This window comes from Alteribacillus sp. YIM 98480 (assembly GCF_009765375.1).
Classification (GTDB): Bacteria; Bacillota; Bacilli; order Bacillales; family Marinococcaceae; genus Alteribacillus.
Genome location: NZ_VTOK01000007.1, coordinates 13,244 through 32,249, shown reverse-complemented (window position 1 = coordinate 32,249; position 19,006 = coordinate 13,244). Strand labels below are relative to the sequence as shown.

At 36.8% G+C, this 19,006-nt stretch carries 16 protein-coding genes and 1 pseudogene; 4 read left to right on the top strand and 13 right to left on the bottom strand.

Translation table 11 applies throughout. The features are described from left to right. The first annotated feature begins 193 nt into the window (after window positions 1-193). Together FZF09_RS10235 and FZF09_RS10230 are read left to right on the top strand one after the other, a co-directional pair. Window positions 194-973, top strand: coding sequence for an ABC transporter ATP-binding protein (locus tag FZF09_RS10235; RefSeq protein ID WP_158736508.1), 780 nt, complete (start codon window positions 194-196; stop codon window positions 971-973). Beyond that, window positions 945-1,754: an ABC transporter permease gene (locus FZF09_RS10230; protein ID WP_158736507.1), complete on the top strand. Its 810-nt coding sequence runs from the start codon at window positions 945-947 to the stop codon at window positions 1,752-1,754. The genes FZF09_RS10235 and FZF09_RS10230 overlap by 29 nt, the downstream gene beginning before the upstream one ends. A 37-nt stretch (window positions 1,755-1,791) precedes the next feature. Here FZF09_RS10230 and ytkD read toward each other — a convergent pair whose 3' ends face one another. The 4 genes from ytkD to FZF09_RS10210 form a co-directional block, all read right to left on the bottom strand. Continuing rightward, window positions 1,792-2,280, bottom strand: coding sequence for an RNA deprotection pyrophosphohydrolase (gene ytkD, locus FZF09_RS10225; RefSeq protein ID WP_158736506.1), 489 nt, complete (start codon window positions 2,278-2,280; stop codon window positions 1,792-1,794). A 134-nt stretch (window positions 2,281-2,414) separates the two neighbouring features. Continuing rightward, complete coding sequence (locus tag FZF09_RS10220) at window positions 2,415-2,876, bottom strand: YwpF family protein (RefSeq protein WP_158736505.1); 462 nt, start codon at window positions 2,874-2,876, stop codon at window positions 2,415-2,417. Window positions 2,877-2,998: 122 nt separating this feature from the next. Further along, on the bottom strand, window positions 2,999-3,163 hold the full coding sequence (locus tag FZF09_RS10215; RefSeq protein ID WP_158736504.1) for a hypothetical protein: 165 nt from the start codon (window positions 3,161-3,163) through the stop codon (window positions 2,999-3,001). Between the two features lie 177 nt (window positions 3,164-3,340). Next, window positions 3,341-4,504, bottom strand: a complete 1,164-nt coding sequence (locus tag FZF09_RS10210) for a MalY/PatB family protein (protein ID WP_158736503.1) — start codon at window positions 4,502-4,504, stop codon at window positions 3,341-3,343. A gap of 1,011 nt (window positions 4,505-5,515) precedes the next feature. Between FZF09_RS10210 and FZF09_RS10205 the strand changes: the two genes are divergently transcribed. Both FZF09_RS10205 and FZF09_RS23460 read left to right on the top strand, forming a co-directional pair. Continuing rightward, window positions 5,516-5,677 carry a sporulation histidine kinase inhibitor Sda gene (locus tag FZF09_RS10205; protein WP_158736502.1) on the top strand — a complete coding sequence of 54 codons (162 nt, stop codon included), beginning with the start codon at window positions 5,516-5,518 and terminating at the stop codon, window positions 5,675-5,677. 508 nt (window positions 5,678-6,185) lie between these two features. After that, window positions 6,186-6,309 (top strand): annotated as a pseudogene (locus FZF09_RS23460) (helix-turn-helix domain-containing protein); the annotation flags it as partial. A 796-nt stretch (window positions 6,310-7,105) separates the two neighbouring features. On the opposite strand, the gene FZF09_RS10200 reads toward FZF09_RS23460, so the two are convergent. The 9 genes from FZF09_RS10200 to FZF09_RS10160 form a co-directional block, all read right to left on the bottom strand. Further along, window positions 7,106-8,866, bottom strand: a complete 1,761-nt coding sequence (locus FZF09_RS10200) for an adenine deaminase C-terminal domain-containing protein (RefSeq protein ID WP_158736501.1) — start codon at window positions 8,864-8,866, stop codon at window positions 7,106-7,108. Window positions 8,867-8,998: 132 nt separating this feature from the next. Continuing rightward, a complete protein-coding gene (locus FZF09_RS10195) occupies window positions 8,999-10,489 on the bottom strand; it encodes a sodium:solute symporter family protein (RefSeq protein ID WP_158736500.1) in 1,491 nt (496 codons plus the stop codon). Between the two features lie 35 nt (window positions 10,490-10,524). Next, a complete protein-coding gene (locus tag FZF09_RS10190) occupies window positions 10,525-10,746 on the bottom strand; it encodes a hypothetical protein (RefSeq protein WP_158736499.1) in 222 nt (73 codons plus the stop codon). 59 nt (window positions 10,747-10,805) lie between these two features. Beyond that, entirely contained in the window at window positions 10,806-12,674 is a 1,869-nt protein-coding gene (locus FZF09_RS10185; RefSeq protein WP_158736498.1) for a TRAP transporter permease, read from the bottom strand. A 383-nt stretch (window positions 12,675-13,057) separates the two neighbouring features. Beyond that, on the bottom strand, window positions 13,058-14,098 hold the full coding sequence (locus tag FZF09_RS10180) for a TAXI family TRAP transporter solute-binding subunit (RefSeq protein WP_158736497.1): 1,041 nt from the start codon (window positions 14,096-14,098) through the stop codon (window positions 13,058-13,060). Window positions 14,099-14,397: 299 nt separating this feature from the next. Beyond that, window positions 14,398-15,924, bottom strand: a complete 1,527-nt coding sequence (locus FZF09_RS10175) for a UbiD family decarboxylase (RefSeq protein ID WP_158736496.1) — start codon at window positions 15,922-15,924, stop codon at window positions 14,398-14,400. Window positions 15,925-16,075: 151 nt separating this feature from the next. Further along, a complete protein-coding gene (locus FZF09_RS10170; protein ID WP_158736495.1) occupies window positions 16,076-17,728 on the bottom strand; it encodes an AMP-binding protein in 1,653 nt (550 codons plus the stop codon). Window positions 17,729-17,916: 188 nt separating this feature from the next. Next, window positions 17,917-18,480: an SRPBCC family protein gene (locus FZF09_RS10165; RefSeq protein ID WP_158736494.1), complete on the bottom strand. Its 564-nt coding sequence runs from the start codon at window positions 18,478-18,480 to the stop codon at window positions 17,917-17,919. A gap of 22 nt (window positions 18,481-18,502) precedes the next feature. Beyond that, window positions 18,503-19,006, bottom strand: coding sequence for a (2Fe-2S)-binding protein (locus FZF09_RS10160; RefSeq protein ID WP_158736493.1), 504 nt, complete (start codon window positions 19,004-19,006; stop codon window positions 18,503-18,505).

The following is a 19,006-nucleotide window of genomic DNA, read 5'->3' as shown; positions in this document are numbered from 1 at the left end:
AAACCGACGTCCTGTGACAACGCTGAACTGGCTTGCACAGGAGGTGTTGACTTTTGCGTTGCGACAGGACATTCGCAGTTTTAGCAAAAGTTCCTCTTTATCGTGTGCGCCGGAGCGGCTGGGCGCTGAAGCTAGACATGTAAAACGCCAAATATTTATCATTTCTTACCTTTTAAAAAAGGAGCGTTTCCTCATGCTTTCTTTAACAGACGTTGATAAAGTGTATCTAACAGAAAATGAAGCTGTGCAAGCTGTTTCATCTATTAATCTTACAGTAGAAAACGGAGAATTTGTCTCTTTCATTGGACCAAGCGGCTGTGGAAAAACGACAGTACTTTCGCTGATTGCCGGATTGTTTAATCCTACATCCGGCAAGATTTTAATGGATAATAAAGAAATCACTGGTCCTACAGAAAAAACTGGTTACATGCTTCAGGAAGATTATTTATTTCCATGGCTGACGATACAAAAAAACATTGAACTTGGGCTTATAATTACTAATTTATATAATGAGCAGACAAAAAAAGATGCAATGACCCTTTTAAGCGATTTGGGGCTGGATGATAAAGCGAATGCTTTTCCATCCGAACTTTCAGGAGGAATGAGACAACGTGCAGCGCTTGTACGCATGCTTGCACCTAAACCCTCTCTGCTTTTATTAGACGAACCGTTTTCTGCGCTGGATTATCAAACCAAACTAAAGCTCGAAGACTTGGTTTTTTCCACCTTAAAACAGCAAAATAAAACAGCCATTTTAGTCACACATGACCTTAGTGAAGCAATTGCGATGTCCGATCGGATTTTTCTATTTAGCAGCCGGCCTGGTACGATTTATCGCGTTTTCGATGTTCCTGCTGAATTTAAAGATAAACTGCCATTAGAAGTCAGAAACGATCCGAATTTTCATTTATTCTTCCAAACAGTATGGAAGGAGCTTGAGAAAGTTGAAAACCAAAATTCAAACACTTCATAGTCAGTACCTGCAAACAAAAAGGAAAGACAAACGGCGGGTAATCAGCTGCCAGTTGATTCTCTTAGGACTGCTATTTCTCAGCTGGGAATTATTCAGCAGAATCCAATGGCTGGACCCTCTGATTTTCAGTATGCCTTCGAAGGTTTGGAATTTAATGGCTGCTAAAATCGCTGACGGTACATTGTTTACTCATGCCTCTGTCACGCTTTCTGAAACGATTATAGGCTTTATATTAGGTACTGCCGGAGGTACATTGATTGCAGCCATTCTTTGGTGGTCCCCTTTCTTGTCTAAAGTTTTAGATCCTTACTTGGTTGTTTTAAATTCCATGCCAAAAGTAGCTCTTGGTCCGATTATCATAGTAGCTTTTGGACCTGGGATGACTTCTATTATTGCGATGGGGGCACTGCTATCTATTGTTATCACTACACTTGTTGTATACAATGCGTTTCGTCAGGTAGACGAAAATTATAAAAAGGTGCTGCTTACATTTGGTGCTAGCAAAAGACAGCTCTTTCATTATGCTATTTTACCTGCTTGTTATCCAACTATCATATCCACTTTAAAAGTAAACGTAGGGCTTGCCTGGGTAGGAGTTATTGTAGGAGAATTTCTTGTGGCAAAACAGGGGCTTGGGTATTTGATCATTTACGGATTTCAAGTCTTTCAATTTCAGCAAGTCATGATGAGTTTAATTGTTATTGCTATTTTAGCAACCGTGATGTATAAAATGATTGAATCGTTAGAAAAGATTCTTATGAAACGAATCAGTAAATATTAATCCTCATATAAACCCTCGCACCTTCTTTTTGCGAGGGTTAACTGTTTGTAACAAAACCTTCTTCCTCCAAGTACATCATCGTACGCGGCAGCACTTCGTCTTTCATAATAAAGCTATAAGCTGTATTGTTTTTAAAATCTTTTGGTAAGGTTTGTAAAACTACAGGGCCTTTTGTTTCCATATAATTCGCTTTTTTTTCGATTTCTTTTATTTCGGCATAATATATATTTTTTACCACGGTTTCTGCTTTACCATGCACCTTATATTGACCGACTTGAAACAAACGTGCTACCTTCCCTCCTGTCTCTTCCCAAACCTCTCTTCTCGCTGCTCTATCTGCCATTTCTCCAGGTTCTACTTTCCCGCCTGGAAATTCTATACCACGGCGCGGGTGAAGCGTAAGAAGCCATTGATTCTGATAGCGGCAAACCACCCAAACATGTCCTGGCGTTTCAGAAAAAGGATCTTTTTCAAAAGCAAGTTGAACTTCATTTTGGTAATAGTCAAGAAAGGTAAACTTCTTCATTACGAATCGTCCTCGTTTTCTTAGAATAACCGTATCGTTATTTTCTACTGTATTGTGTCTTCCCGTTTCACCCGTTATTCAACCTTTTCTTGAAATGAGGTTGTTAAAACGTTTAAATGATGAATAATTCAATATCATTTCATGTCTTTATAGATATTCTCTGCTAATTTTTTAGACCAAGCCACTTGATCTCCTTTTCGATAAATAAATTCGTTCAGCAGTTCTTCGCCTGAATAACCATCTTGTATAAGTCCGTCTAATATCAAATTAGAAACATCATCTTTGCCGGCAGCCATTTTTGCGTCTATCATTAAACTGTATGTGTCACTCAATTCAATAAAATCGCGTATCTCACCGGTCATAAGTGCCGGCTCATTACTAGATTCTGTTATTACTACTTCTAAAACTAGTATTTTATTCCTTATTGGCTCGAGAAATTTTTTTTGATTAGGGGGAATGACTGCTTCTATTAACCAGACACTGTCGCTTTCTTCACGATTAATGATAAGTCCTTCTTGCAGCGGTACAGGTCGGTGAACTACTTTTTCGTTTTCAAAAAGCAGTATTTGCAGCGATACTAATTGGAATGTCTTCATTATCTTCCCTCATTTGTTATCATTCTTCGTAACAGGAAAGGCTGTCCCAAAGAAAAACTCTTTTGTGACAGCCTTTTGACCTTTGTACATATTCCTATATTAATGGACCAAAAACCAAGTTTTTACCGTTCTGCCTCTAGTACAGCTCTGTTACCTGTCAGCCCTTCCATTTCTTCGCATTGCCTTTCAGCCATCCATTCAATAAACAATGTTTCCTCCATCGTTAACGAGCGGCCAAGTTTACTTTCGCATTCTTCACGAAGGTCTTCCGTGTAATATCTTTGCATGATAAACAGGGCTCCTTTTTGTACGTACAATGTTTAGTTTTTACGAATACACTATTTTACTTACCTGGGCATATCGTCTTCCAATTGGCAGCAAAACCCTTAAACACTTGTACTATACTATTGATTTCTATTCGATATCCCTGCTAAAATTCCTTCTTTTTATTAAGAAATCCGTACTTACATATTATCATATGCATTTTTTAAACGGCGCAGACCTTCATCAACATTTTCACGAGGACAGGCAACATTAATTCGTGCAAAGCCTGCTCCCTCATCTCCAAAGATATGCCCGTCACTTAGCGCAAGTTTCCCTTCTTCTCTCAGCCACGATTGCAGCTTAGAAGATTCCATGTTTAAATTTCTCATATCTACCCAGACCAAATATGTTCCTTCTGGTTTAATTACTTTCATTTCTGGAATGTTGGATTCTATATATTCTTTCACATATTGGACGTTTTCTCTAACATATTCTAACAGCTTTTCAAGCCATGCTTCTCCTTCACGATAAGCTGCTTCGGCAGCTACTGTTGCAAATGGATTATCTATTTCTACAAACTGGCGTTGTAAATGAGCTTCATATGCTTTTTGAGAAGCTTTCTTTTCAAAAACAACATAAGACAATTGCAATGCAGCAAGGTTAAATGTCTTACTTGGAGCCATGCACGTTATTGTTTCTACATTCCTGTCCGCCGCTACTTTAGAAAACGGTATATGTTTTCCTTCTAAAACAAGGTCAGCATGAATTTCATCAGATACTACAAAAACGTTGTATTTCTCACACAGTTTGGCGATGCTGTCTAATTCTTGATAGGACCATACCCTTCCTATTGGATTGTGAGGACTGCATAACAATAACATTTTTGCTCCGTCCTGCATTTTTTTTTCTAAATCGTCCAAGTCAACCGTAAATCCATTATCTGTTTCTTTTAATGGATTTCGCAATAATTTGCGTTCATTATTATTTATAAGAGCATAAAACGGATAATAAACCGGTGGTTGTATAATGATCCCATCATCTTTATTTGTAAAAGTTTGAATTAAGTGGCTGATTGCTGGTACTACTCCAGGAGTGAAGACGAGCTGGTCGTTGTCGCACTTCCAGTCAAAACGTTTTTGGAGCCAGGCTGTGGTGGCCTCTCTCAAAGATTTCGGCCTTCGATGATAACCGAATATGCCGTGATTGAGTACTTCCTGCATCGCATCTAATACGGGCTGAGGAGCTTGAAAATCCATATCAGCAACCCACATCGGCCATAAGTCACTTGAACCGTAACGATCGGCAACAAAATCCCACTTCATAGAATTTGTTTTATTTCTATCAATAACCTTTTCAAAATCCATAACTGCATCCTCCCTGCTGCTTTCAATATATCTTCTTCTATTATTGTATGAACAATAAAAAGTCTTTTCGTATAAGTTTGCGCTTTTTTTGTGTATTTTTCAAGTTTTTCCTTCTACGACATAAATCTATAAATATTTAAAGGCCCGAGACAATTAGAGTAATGGTATTACTAATTTCTGCTAGTTTCTCCATTCAACCAAGTTTCACGAATAACAATTTGTATACAAGCTTACTGTACAGCATTTTAAATTGGTTACATTTTTACAGTTAGCCTAATAAACTCAAATGGCATTAAAAACCCTCTCTTAAGAAAAGCGCAAGTGCCCTGTTCAGCCGCGACAGGTTCTGGAGCTTTCGCGCAGGGTCGCCTGCGGTCCGGAGTCGAAAGGGAAAACATAAGACGTTCAGCTCATTTTAATGAACTTCTACTAAAATCGCACACGTCGACGCATAGGATGTGCTAATGTCGCCAATGCCACAGGACGTGGCGTTTTTGGCGACGAGTGTGCAACGTAGAAGTCACCACATCGTGTGGAAGGACGTCCTGTGACAACGCTGAACGGGCTTGCACAGGAGGTGTTGACTTTTGCGTGCGACAGGACGTCGCGGTTTTAGAAAAGTTCCTCTTATCGTGTGCGCCTGAGCGGCTGTGAAGCTAGACATCAAAAACGCCAAATATTTATAATTTCTTACCTTATAAAAGAGGAAATCAACGAATTTTCTTCTACCACCTACAATTGTAAAGAATATGACAAGGTGAGTATAGTCTAATGCTTTTATATCATTTGTGCGTTTCCATCATTACTAGATCATGTGCGCTAAAAACCATAATTATTCCTATAAGAATATTCTGACGCTAAGGTTGCCAATGAAAACTATTTCGTATACAATAACAACTAGCAACCAATAAATTCCTTTTTAACAGAGTCTTATAGCCTATATTAGCGTGTGCAATTAGTACTATTTACATGTATTTGACAACGACAAAAGTTCAGTAAAGGAGAGCACCTATGCATTACATTAGTGACGGGGTGTTGATGGAAGCATATGAAAAAGCAGTAGAATTGAATTTGGATGGAGAATTTATTGAAATTCTTCACTCTGAAATGATGCAGCGAGGACTTGCTTTACCATCTTCTGCCCAATATGATTATGTAGAAGCAGGTAGATAACGTATTTTACCGTGCGAGCCATGAAATGTTACAAATAAAAGAAGATGCTCATCGCCTATTCATTCTCTAGACAGCAGAGGAATGTGTCTATTTATTATGTCAATTAATCCTTAGATGGTGCAGCGAACAGACACGAGAAATCATAGCGATGATTACAAATGGAACTTAGGGTGATCCTAAGTTCTTTTTTTCGTTTAAAATATTTATTGCCATTCAACCTTTGTGAAAAAGTAGATTTCCTTGCAAAATACATATTCAGTACGAGGAAAACACAACAACAGATCGTCCTAAAACATTTAAAATATTGTTCTGGATCCTTATAGTGCCTTACTAAAAGAAAGGCTCTAGGGGGCTAAAAATGATTGTTTTCTTTGGGCGGTTGCTTCGTTTAGGACAAGGGCTGTATATAGGAACTTAAAAGTGAGCCACCATGACAACTGAAAACTAACCACTTTTGATGAAAATAACCCTAATCACATATTAGGGGGAAATATCAAGAGTGATTAAATTGAAAGAGAAACAGATGATTACAAAACTATATTTGGATGGAATGAGCGAGGAAGATTGCCTAGAAAACAAAGAAATCTAGAAATACAGTTAGTAAATATATAAAAGAATTTGAGGAAAGCAAACGGAGGATGTTCGTATTAATTTACACTCGTAAGACCACATCAATACGTAGTATCTGTTTTTAAAACATAATAATATCTACACTAGTACCAGCTTCATTTTTACTACTCTTCTTAACCGGTTGTGTGATAACAACTTCCCCTGCTTGGATATGAATTGAAAGAGAAGTTCTTGACATCTATAAATTCGAATCTATGGTCGAAGCATATGTATTCAATTAGTCTTGGCTTATTGAGATACCTGGGGATTAATTCCATACTTCCAACAGAGAAGATGAGATATTCAACTACTTCAAACATATCTATCCAAACGCTTATACAGAGTCGTTATACAATCTAATTAAGGTTACAAATAAACTTGGGTCGATAAGCCTTTTCGAAGTTCTTTGAGCCAAAATACTTCACACAGGGGAAGATATTTCTTTAAATTTCTTTTTTTCATAACTTACTTTTTTGGATCTCTCTTTCCAAACGAAGCGCAGCACGGGAATTTGCCACAACAAGACGTCCGTGTGTATCAACAGAGTACCTCCTTCTGTGTCTTAACGATAAACAGCCCATTTGAGAGGTTGTCAAGGACAAACTGATGGAAGAGCGAAAGCGGCCCTTGACAACCTCAGCAAATCAGCGACACGAATCGAAGAGAAAACGTTTGATTATCCTAGAAGAAGGTAAATGTTCAAATTCAAAGGGTTAGTCTGGTATTCATGAAATACTAGATTATTTAGCTCCGACTGAATGCATGTTGATCACCTTTTTTATATTTGACCATGTTGACATCCCCCAGGATACAAAGATTTTAAAGTGGTCGTGATGGTATGAGAATTATGTTTCTTTTTACATCTAATACACCTTTGGAAGTTAGCCTAACGTTCGGCAAATGGGTGGCTGATAAAAATAACAATGAATAAATGGGATCTTCATAAGTATAACCAAAACGTTGTAATAGGCTATACAATTCACCAGTTTTTTTTATAAGCTCTTCCATACTAAGTGAACTCATAAATCCTAATAAAGGTAGAGGAAGATTATAAAGCAAATTATTTTTATCAAATAAACAAATTCCTCCTCCATCCTCCAGAATACAATTAGCGGCTATTGCCATTTGGTTAGGGTCCTTACCAAGTATAATAATATCACCGGATAAAGTATAAGAGCTAGCAAGGGCTCCAAATTGTCCAAATCCCTTAATAATCCCTGTAGAAACCCATTCTCCTCCCTTATGTAGAAGTGAGACATACATTAAATTATCATGGTTTTGCAAATTGACCATCCCATTTAATGAGGGAAAGGTCATCTTTTTTTTCAAAGTGATAACTGAATTGAGCATCTCAATAACTGGTGTTTCTTCATTTTGAGAAAAAACAGTAAACCAATTTGCCTCGACAATAGGTTTCATTAATTTGTGTGAATAAAACTCTAATTTATCCCACGGAATATGAGGCAAAGTTTGGTTTAAATTACCGTTTTCCGCCACAATGGATCCGTTGGCCATAACTTTTACTGGGGTTGGATTTCGAAGGTCTTCTAAAAAAACAATGTCCCCTAATCGTCCAGGGCTGATTCCCCCCAAATCTTGATCTAGACCATAATAAACGGCTGGATTCAAGCTCGCCATTCTGTATGCCAAAACTGGATCAAGACCAGACTCAATTGCTGATCGAATACATCCATTGATAAAACCTCTACTATAAAAAAACGGAGCAGATCCATCTGTGGTTAGCATCATCCTATCCCAGAACTTCCAATCCATGCTTACTAAATCTTGTATGATGTTGGGTAAATCAGGTCTGATAGAAGAATACCTAATAGGTGTATAATAACCTAATCCTATGCGTCGAATTATTTCTTCAGCATTAATACTTTCATGACAACTAGTAGCCCCTGCTGCCGCCACTGCATTTAGCGTTTCTATCGACGCACCTGGGTTATGAGTCTCTACACGTTTTCCTGCGTTTCGCGCTTCCTTCATCTTTGAAGTCATAAGTAAATCACCATCAAGGATGTCTTTCCAAAATGTAAGTTCTCCACCTTGCAAAACAGAAGGGTGATTTAATAAACTAGTAAACTTTTCCTTTGTAAACTTCTTTTCCATTTCTGGCTCTCTTATTTGTGGATCTAAACGTGCCCACCAAAAAGTTTTAATTGCCCACTTTTTAGTTAAATCAAATAATTCTACCATTTTATTTTCAGGTAAATGTGTAAAGAAAGCCAAATTATCGTGAAGCATAGTGGTTGTACCCTGCAATAATGCAAATTCACTTAATGAGTGCGGATTATAAACTTGAAAAGAATGGGCATGTGGTTCAATATAACCTGGGACTAAAACCAAGTTTGATGCATCAATTATTTCCGTGAAATTATTGATTAAAGGTTCTTTTTGTCCTACATAAGCAATTCGCTCTTTATATAAAACTACATTCAAACTCTTAATTTGCCCTGAATATACATCAAGTACATCAGCCCCTTTAATCCAGGTAGTAGCAGGAGATTTAAATTGTGATACAGAAATTAGTGATTGCAGCCCCTCGCTATTAAAGTTGTTTAAAGTTCGACTCATGACGCTTCCCCCACTTTAAATTATTGAATATATTCTAGGTATATTAAATAGTAATATATTATCGTTTGAAGATTGAAAAAAAGTAAGAAGGAGGGTTCCCTCCCTCCTTTTTTAAAGTACATTTAACCTGAATTATCCATTATGACGGACATTATGAGGTGTATTCTTTTCTTCAAAAAAACCACTAGTGTTTACACTTGATGTGGTTACAAAAGTCATAGTCACGATTATAAATATCTGTACTGTCAACATCGGTACAATCGGTAAGAATCCAAACAATGTCCACTCAGGTAATATTTCAAAATAATAGAGTGTAAATAAGATAATTCCAGTAATCAAACTGCTATTTGCAGCCTCACTCGTACATTTTTTCCAGAATAATCCACCAAGCATAGGTATTAATACAATAGCATATCCTGTAAAGGCCCAACCTACTAATTCTATTAAGGAACCTGGTCGTATTAAAGCCACAATGTATGACAATGCTAGAAGTATTACGATAATCAATCGCCCATAAAATATTGTATTCTTTTCGTCATTCTTCATAAAGTATTTTCCTAATATATCAATGGTAAAAAAATGACTAATAGTTAGAACTTGAGCATCTAAGCTTGACATAACCATTGCCAAAATACCAATTAAACCAACGCCTGCAATCCAATGGGGTAAATATTCAATTGCCATCAAAGGTATGATGTTATCAGTTGCGGTCCCCTCTAAGTTTGGTATCATAACTGCTCCCCAAATTCCGATAGTAATGGCAGGGACCCAAGTTAATACAATACCTATTGGGAATAGATAAGCTGCTTTTTTTAATTCAACTGAGCTTTTTGCTGCCATCATCCTAAGTAAGATGTGTGGGAAATAGGCTAAACAAGCGGAGAAAATAATGAAATTACTAAACCAAGTTTTATGATCCATTGTGGGCATATTTGCTCTTTGCAATAATTCAGGTTTTGATTCAATCACATTCTGCATTGCCTGTCCAGCTCCCCCTAGTGCTATCCAAATAGAGAAAAAAGCAACTAAAAGAAACACCATGAAAACTGTGACTTGTACTACATTAGTCCAAGCAGTACCACGCATTCCTCCGGAAAGAACGTAAAATGCGATAATTACCAATACAATCAATGCTCCTAGCCAAAAAGGAATTGCTCCATTCGTAAATGAACTTAGCGCTATCCCCCCTCCAATCAATCCTGTAACAACGTAACCTCCAGTAAAGACAAAAAAAATGCCAAACATTAGTATAGCAAACAAGTCACTTTGAAACCGATCTCTTAATATAGCGATTGGTGTTTGGTATCCCCTTAATTTTCCAAGTTTCCAGATTCTTCGGCCGACCGTAAGGAGAACCACAATATAACCAAAGGCAGTGGCACTGATCAACCCGAATATTCCAAAGCCAACATTATAGGCTGCACCAGGAGCTCCCAGCATGGCAAAAGAAGAAAGATTTGTACCTAGGATGGAACAAAATAAAACAATTGCTCCAAAACTTCTACTAGCTAAAAAATAATCTTCTTTTGTTTTAACTCCTTTCTTATTCCCCAAATAACCTACAAAGAGTAAAACAATAAAATATAAGCCGATCCAAAATAAAAACCAAAAAAACTCATTCATGTTTTATCCCCCTAAATTACATTAAATAATTTACTTTAATTTTCTAATTCTCTATCATCGCTCTCTGCATCCCAAAGTATTCGATATACAAGGAACGCCATTGGCGAAAGCATAAGTGTATAAATTGTCTGATAAAAAAAACCTACAGGCAGCCACCCAAATATTAATGGATGAATGGTTGACCAAAACCAGAAATCATGTTGTAAAAAAGCAAACAAACATAATGTTAAAATTGCAATGATTTTAATTATTTTCATATTTAATAACTCCTTTAGTTTCTATAAATGTACTACTGGGCAATAAGCATTCTCTTTTATCAAGTTGGCACATCTGTTTTTATAGGTTGGTTTGAAGAATATAGAAAATTCACAACGATCATTATGAAAAATAAGCTTATGCCCAATATATCCATTAAAAAACTTTGACTTATCATCATTATCGATGCCAAAAGAAAAATTACTCTCATCCATAAAACGACTTTTCTAAATAAATGACCAACAATGGTAATAGATAACCCGACGATACCTAAGCTCGTACAAAATACCACCCATATAATATGTTGGGTGTCACCAATTAGTAAAAGTTCAGGACTGTAGACGAACGCAAACGGTATTAGAAAAGCTGGTATGCTTAATAATAAGGCCCGCATTCCTGTTTCCCCCATTTTTGACCCTGAAATTCCAGCTGCACTAAATGCAGCTAAAGCTATAGGCGGGGTGATCATGGATAAAACAGCAAAATACAATACAAACATATGGGAAATTAATGGTTCTACATTAAACTCTTGTAAGGCGGGGGCTAATAATATTGCTGCCATAATATAAGCTGCAGTAGTAGGCATACCCATTCCTATAATGATAGCCCCAAGAGCAATTAAAAATAATGCTACGATAAAATTACCAGACGACCATTGGGTAATAATGCTTGTAAATTTTAAGCCTAAGCCAGAAAAACTTATAATCCCTACCACTATTCCCGCCACTGCACAAGGTATAGTGACTGATAAAGCTTGTTTTGCTCCATCTTCCAAAGCAGAAATAATAGAAATATGATTTAAGAAAGTATTTTTTCTTATAAAACTTGTAGCTATTACAGAAATAATTGCCCAAAAAGCAGCCATAGATAAGGAAAAACCATAGAATATTAATGATAGTAGGATAATCATTGGTAGCAGCAAATGGATGCGATTTATAATTTTTTCTTGTTTTTCTACTACTTCTTCGCTTGTTTTAGATATATCTGCTTTTACAGCTTTTAGATGAACAATAAACATCAATGCTAAATAATAAAGAAGGGCTGGAATTAATGCAGCCAAAATAATCTCGGTATACGGTACGCCCACCATTTCAGCCATTATAAAAACTGCTGCTCCCATAATTGGCGGCATAATTTGGCCACCAGTAGATGCCACAGATTCTATTGCAGCAGAATCCTTAGAAGAATAACCTGCTTTTTTCATAAGTGGTATAGTAAATATACCTGTACTGACAACATTGGCTACTGCACTTCCACTAATGCTTCCCATTAGCCCACTTGAAACAATAGCTGCTTTTGCCGGGCCACCTCTAGTCCGTCTGGTTAATCTAAAAGCAATATCAATGAATAACTGGCCTCCTCCCGAAACGTTAAGAAACGCACCAAACAATATAAAGTAAAACACATAATCCATAGCTACCCCTATCGGGACTCCAAAAATTCCTTGTGTAGACAAGAACATAAGATCAACTGTACTTTCAATATCTAAACCTCTGTGGGATAAAAGGCCATTTAGGTGAGCTCCCATCAGTCCATAAGCAATAAAAAAAACTGCTAAAAATGTAATAATTTTCCCAACAATTCTCCTAGACGCTTCCAAAACTAAAAGGATTAATATAACACCCATAAATATATCCAAAGCTGTAACTGTATCGGCAAAATACACACGAGTAGATAAACGACTTTCATTAAAAATTACATAAATCCCAATCACTATCGGCAGGATAATTCCTATAATATCTAACCATTCAAGAGTTCTGGACGTTTTATTTTTATTTAATCTCTTCATAGAAAAGGTCAATGATAGTGCAAATGTTACGAAAATGGAACGTTGAATTAAAGCGGGAAAATTTCCAAAGAATGCCGTGTAAAGCACAAATAATGACCAAGCCAGCGCAATTATGGTAGTGACATTCAAAAAACGTGACATTATTAACCTCCCACTATATAATAAATTTCTTTCACGTCTAAGCTTTCCCCTTAAGTATTAACACCTTTCCGTGTTCATGGGAGATTACAAAGTCCTGCCCGCACGGATAGGGTGTAACTTTCTAAGCAATTTACACACTAGTTTACTAGTTGGATACTGGATCGGTTACACTTAGCTAGACAAAGGAAAGGTTTAAATAAATCAAAATGATTATGTGTGGTAGAACGCACTCTGCCAAAATTGCAAAGGACATTTTTTTGACTTTACGTAAATACTGTTATAACTATAGCGGGTACCTTCAAGTTATATGAGTTAAACGAAGATACCCTTATCAGTTTTTGAAATGATTGTTACTGCTTCCTATACAATGTGAATAGCCTTTTTTATTCAAGCCACCCTTTTTCTTTGTAGTACTTTTCCGCACCAGGATGTAACTCCATCTCAGATGGTTTTTCTAAAAAGGTTTTTGGGTCGAAATCCTTTAAAGCTTGATGCCCATCCTGTAGTGACTCTTCGTTTTCTACCATAGCTTTTGTTAGTTCATAAGCCACATCTTCAGACAAATTAGTAGTGCCATCTAACACTGTCGACATCCCGATAGTCTGCACTTCATTATCCTGTCCCTCAAATTGATTAGCAGGTAAAGTTGCAGCTTCATATCCCATCTCGGTAAAATCTTCTATATATTCTTCTTCTATGGGGATAAAGGTCACATCAGATTGAACAGTAATCTCTGAAAAAGCAGGATGACCCGCCGTAATAGGATTAAAATACATATCCACTTTTCCATTTTGAAAGTCTGACTTGGTAACATCTAAAGTTGTATGGGTAATTTCTCCACCATAGCTTTCAATATCTTCATACGTTATACCATAAGCGTCAAGTACTTGTTGTGCAGCAATCTCGCCTTGAGATCCTTTTGAAAGAGTATAAAGTCGGATAGGGAGTTCTTTTTCTTTTATGTCTCCTATAGATTGAATATCATTTTCTTCAACTAATTTAGTTGGCATAAGAATACCGATGTAATATTGGTCAAGGCCACCAACTAGAGTACGCACCTCATCATGGGCATTCTCGTAGGCAACATCTCCATTAGCTGCCCAAGTGTTATTTAAACTAAACGAAAGCGCTAGATCCGCTTCACCATCTGAGAGTATATTAATATTTTCAAGACCACCAGCAAACGGCAACACATCAACCATTTGAATTTCTTCAATATTTTCCCTGAAAATCTCACCCATTGTTGCCCCATAAATGTACCAAGATGTCCCTTCTCCAAAAGTGGCTAATGCTAGTTGCCCCGATTGTTCAACGTCTGTACCTTCTGATGAATTAGGCTCTGCTTGTTCCTCCTGCCCACACCCGCCTAACATTAATACAATCATTAATAAAAACCCTAAAAACAGTTTGAAGTTAGGTTGCATTTTTTAACCTCTTTTCATTTTTTTAAATATTATTTAGGAAGCGCTTTCATTACTGATCTAAAGTTAGCCTTTCCAATTAAAAAAAGAGATTACTAACTATTTTTGAATTAATAAACGCTTCCTCTAAACCTCGTTTTGCGGAAGTACAGCTAAACCTTCGTTACTGCTGGAGAACGCGTAATCAGGTGTGTCCGACCAAAGGGGTCGGACACCAGACAATCAGTTACTTCAAATTATGGTTTAACAATTTAATGCAAGGTCGGATGTTCTTCACCCAATTCCGTGGTTAGGAGATTTTATTAAAATTTCGCATCCCAGTTTGTGAAACCGTAGTCATCCCACCGACTCTTTACTAACTCAACATCTTCCGGTCGGTTATGGACAGTAGGTGGGAATTTTTTATTTCCCCATTTCTCCCTTGTAGGGAATCTAAAAGTTTTAGTAGCATCAATAAGCATTCTATTCCACAATCCTGATCCAAGATCAGCAATCGAACGATCTTCTAAAGGGGTGCTTGGATCAAGCGTTGATCCAAAACTTCCTGGAAAAACTACTAGATCATCTGTTCCTGGATTAACTCTATAAGCTATTGCCCAATCTATTGCACTATGATCGGAAGGATCGATATCCTCGTCTACTACAATCACATTTTTATACCGGAATTGTGCAGCCCCGCTGCCCCATAAGGCTGCAGAAACATGTTTTGGTTGTCCTTCATAAGTTTTCTTTATTTGTACATAGACAGTAGTTCCATTGGTTACTGGGTTAATATAAACATCTTTAATTCCTGGGATTCCTTGTCCTTTTAAGATGTTAAAAGCAATTGCAGATCTTTGTATAGCCGACATATAACTGTTTTCACCTGAAGCCCCTGGTAAGGAACCCTCAAGAGTGCCACGAAAGATTGGATCATCCCTATGAGTAATTGCTGAGACCTGTATATATTCCCTTAAAGTCGGAATATCACTAACATAACCAGTAAATTCCCCGAATGGTCCTTCCAATACTTTGGCTGAAGGATCAGTAGATATGTGACCTTCTACAACTAATTCAGCTGATGCCGGAACTTCTAAATCTACCGTTTTACATTTAACTAATGGAACTGGTTCTTCTCTATATGCCCCTAATACGTCATATTCACAAACCCCAGCTGGAATTGGACTACCAGCTAAGAAATCCATAATAGGGTCCCATCCGTAGACACAAGCCACGGGCATAGGTTCATTTCTCTCTTTATACTTTGACCAATGATGGCCCCAATGTTGGGAGTTGACAATTAACACACCAATTTTATCCTTCTCAGATATCATTCCCCGGTAGATCCCTACATTCGTTTCTCCTGTATCTGGATCTTTAGTAATGATTGCTCCTAGTGTATTGATGTATCGTCCTCCATCAAGGTGATGCCAATGAGGAACAGGGAAATCGTAGAGATTAATGTCTTCTCCCATTAATACATTTTGATGTACAACTCCATCTTCAACCATCCTTGGTTTTATGGTCTGTGGATTTTTCTTTATTACATAATCAATTAGCTCTCTATTAGAAACTTCATCCTCAAATCCTAGCATCAGAGATATTCGTCTATTGGTAGCAAACAAACCAGTGGCTAACTTCGAGCACCTTGCATTAGGCGTATTATAATCTTTAATATTCTCAAAAAGCAGACTAGGACCTTTCCTTCTATACACTTCTCGACTTAACGTTCCTAATTCCAGGTTCCAATCCACTTCTCCAGTTACTCTAGAAAGCTCTCCTTTTTCCTCCATAAGTTCTAATACCGAACGAAGATCCTGAATCCCAGCATGCGTTAAATTTGCCTTCATTTGATTCGCTCCTTTTAATTAAATTTAAAAATTAAAATATTTTTTATATTGGAAATTTTCTAAAAACACTTATTCTTAAGGAGAGACCTCTCTAGTAACATAGAGCCTCTTCATTCAAACTTAAAGAATATGCTAGTGCTTAAATAAATGCTTATTTAATGTTTATATTTCTTAACGACTTTCTATCAATTTTTGATAAAGTCGTTCGAGGAAGAGAATCCATGTATTTAACAATATTAGGAACTTTATAACCCCCGATTTTTCGAACACTTTGTTTAATTTCATTTGTAAGTTCTTCACTAGGTACATATCCAGGTCTTAGTACTACACAAGCTTTAATTTCAATCATGCCCTCTTCCGTCTTAAAAGGTACAACTGCTGTCTCCAAAACGGAAGAAACATTCATAATCTCGGCTTCAATCTCAATTGGTGAGACCCATAGCCCTTTTACTTTAAATTGGTCATCGCTACGTGAGTTGTACCAATAATAACCATCACTATCAAAGTGTAGTATGTCGTTTGTGCGTGTCCATTCTCCAATAAAAGTTTCTTTCGTTTGAGTAAACTTACGCCAATAGAATAGGCTTGTTGTTTCACTTTTCACCCACGCTTCACCTGGGACATCTGCCTCGGTAACTTCATGTCCTTCCTCATCGATAAGTTTTACTTCAATACCAAAAACCGGCTTACCTAAACTGCCTCTTTTAAAATCTTTTGGTCTATTTGCGATCCATTCATAAGTAATTTCAGAACTTCCAATAGAATCCAATAATTCTAAACCAAACACATCATAGAATTCATCAAACAGTTGCAGTGGAATTTTCTCAGAAGCAGTTACTACCATTCTTAATGAACTAAAGTCAGGGTATTCTCCAGTTTCCTTACAGTATTGTAGTAAATTTTTTATAATGGTTGGAACCGTAATTAATGTTGTTGGTTTATCCCTGTTAATAAGTTTAATAAGTTGTTCAATGCTCATTGGCTGAAGGGTTATTACCGATATTCCGCCAAAATATAATGGCATTAAAACTCCAGGCCACAGGCCGTGAGTAAAATACTTTTTTGAAGTAGCTAAACATATATCGTTTTCTGTATAATCCCAAAAAGCACCCTGTCGTTCCGGCACTAAATAAAAGTCGTGCATCAAATGGACGATACCTTTAGCTTTTCCTGTCGTCCCTCCTGAATAAAACATATATGCCATATCATTCCGATGGCGTTTAATAGGTTCAAAAGTAACAACTTCATTTTTTATTAATTCTTTATAAGTGAAAATACGTATCGAAGCACCTAAAGAAACGTCTTTTAAATTGCTATTTTTAGAATCTACGATAACATATTTTAAGGTCTCTGGTAGTTGTGATTGAACCTCCATTAGTTTAGAAAGCTGTTCCTCGTTAATAAACAATGCCTTAGCAGATGTATCTCTTAGAAAATAAAGTAAATTATTTGATTTATATAAATCTGATACTACAGCTGGTATAATCCCAGCAGCTACAGATCCTAGCCAAGTACTAAGGTATTCTAAACTATCAGATCCGAAAAGCAGCAGTCGATCTTCTGTTTCCAATCCAACGGAGATAAGCCCTTCTGCGGTTTGGCATACTTTTTCATATAATTGAGCGTAGCTGTAAAACTTCCCATCTTCTAACAAAGCAGTTTTTGACCAAGTCGAAGTTTTAGCGTGTTTTAAAAAGAGTGGCTGCATAGGGTTAAAGTATTCCGGTACATCAGGGTCGCTCCACTGTCTCCAATCGTCTGAATATCTATTTTCTAAAGCATTTCGATTTGGTAATGTAGTCATAATTCTCTCCTTTCTTTAAATAGATTGATGGAGATTATAATGAGGAAACGCTTACAATAAACCATATAAAAGAGGCACCGTCTTGCATATATTTATAAATAGCAAACTATAGGAGCCTCTTTTTCATTCTGTCATTCTATTCAAACAATTGTTAAGATAATAAATCATATTTACTAATAATTAAACTATCATTGACTATTAACACTTTCTTCTTCTTTCAACATGTTATTTAATTTTTTAAACATATCTCCTATTAACATTTTAGATACACCTGTTAATAGCCTACTCCCTACAGAAGCTATAACACCACCTACATCAGCAGTTACCTTATAATTCAAAGTAGTTTTATCATTATTGGGTACTAGATCTACTACCATTTGGCCCTTAACCCAACCCGGGCTTCCTTCTCCTTCAATATTTAATTGATAATGTTCTGGCTTTTGTTTATCTAATATTTGTACTTTGCCCTCGTATTTCCCTTTGATAGCTGCAACACCTAGTTTTACATGGGCAATATAAGTATCTGTATCTATCTCTTCAAGTTTTTCACATCCAGGTATCGTTTTTGACAAACTGTCTGGATCCATTATCTTCTCCCAAACCTGTTCAGGAGTAGCATTAAAGTTATACTTACCAGAAACCTCCATAATAGCACCTCTCACAATTAACTTATAGTAAACCAAGTTGAGTGAACTAGTTTTCCTATTTTTAACTATTGAAGCCCTACCTAATATCCCCTCAATAGCATACATTGTTTTAAACTACCGATTCCTACTAAAATACTTTTGATTTTGTTTCTAACTTAGAAATTAATGGTGCAGCCTTTAGTACTGAATCTACAATACCTTTATATCCTGTACATCGACAAATGTTTCCGGACATTCCTTCCTTTACTTCTTGTTCAGTTGGATTTGGATTATGTTTTAAGAAATCAATGGCTGCCATCATCATGCCAGGGGTGCAAAAGCCACATTGCAGACCATGACACTCAGAAAACGACTCTTGCATAGGATGTAATTCACCGTTTCTCTCTAACCCCTCTATGGTAGTAACATCAGCTCCATCAGCTTGAATAGCAAACATCAAGCAACTTCGAATCGCTTCACCATTAACAAATAATGTACAGGCACCACACACTCCATGCTCACAACCAACGTGAGTCCCCGTTAACCCCAAATCTTCTCGCAAAAAGTCACTTAATAATTTTCGAACAGGTACTTCTTTTTCATAATTCACCCCGTTCACAGTTATATTCATCGTGTGGGTATTTTCCTGCAT

Excerpts from the sequence above, each read along its gene's own strand:
- FZF09_RS10235 (WP_158736508.1), top strand. The coding sequence starts at position 194 with ATGCTTTCTTTAACAGACGTTGATAAAGTGTATCTAACAGAAAATGAA.
- ytkD (WP_158736506.1), bottom strand. The coding sequence starts at position 2,280 with ATGAAGAAGTTTACCTTTCTTGACTATTACCAAAATGAAGTTCAACTT.
- FZF09_RS10220 (WP_158736505.1), bottom strand. The coding sequence starts at position 2,876 with ATGAAGACATTCCAATTAGTATCGCTGCAAATACTGCTTTTTGAAAAC.
- FZF09_RS10215 (WP_158736504.1), bottom strand. The coding sequence starts at position 3,163 with ATGCAAAGATATTACACGGAAGACCTTCGTGAAGAATGCGAAAGTAAA.
- FZF09_RS10210 (WP_158736503.1), bottom strand. The coding sequence starts at position 4,504 with ATGGATTTTGAAAAGGTTATTGATAGAAATAAAACAAATTCTATGAAG.
- FZF09_RS10205 (WP_158736502.1), top strand. The coding sequence starts at position 5,516 with ATGCATTACATTAGTGACGGGGTGTTGATGGAAGCATATGAAAAAGCA.
- FZF09_RS10200 (WP_158736501.1), bottom strand. The coding sequence starts at position 8,866 with ATGAGTCGAACTTTAAACAACTTTAATAGCGAGGGGCTGCAATCACTA.
- FZF09_RS10195 (WP_158736500.1), bottom strand. The coding sequence starts at position 10,489 with ATGAATGAGTTTTTTTGGTTTTTATTTTGGATCGGCTTATATTTTATT.
- FZF09_RS10190 (WP_158736499.1), bottom strand. The coding sequence starts at position 10,746 with ATGAAAATAATTAAAATCATTGCAATTTTAACATTATGTTTGTTTGCT.
- FZF09_RS10185 (WP_158736498.1), bottom strand. The coding sequence starts at position 12,674 with ATGTCACGTTTTTTGAATGTCACTACCATAATTGCGCTGGCTTGGTCA.
- FZF09_RS10180 (WP_158736497.1), bottom strand. The coding sequence starts at position 14,098 with ATGCAACCTAACTTCAAACTGTTTTTAGGGTTTTTATTAATGATTGTA.
- FZF09_RS10175 (WP_158736496.1), bottom strand. The coding sequence starts at position 15,924 with ATGAAGGCAAATTTAACGCATGCTGGGATTCAGGATCTTCGTTCGGTA.
- FZF09_RS10170 (WP_158736495.1), bottom strand. The coding sequence starts at position 17,728 with ATGACTACATTACCAAATCGAAATGCTTTAGAAAATAGATATTCAGAC.
- FZF09_RS10165 (WP_158736494.1), bottom strand. The coding sequence starts at position 18,480 with ATGTATGCTATTGAGGGGATATTAGGTAGGGCTTCAATAGTTAAAAAT.
- FZF09_RS10160 (WP_158736493.1), bottom strand. The coding sequence starts at position 19,006 with ATGCAGGAAAATACCCACACGATGAATATAACTGTGAACGGGGTGAAT.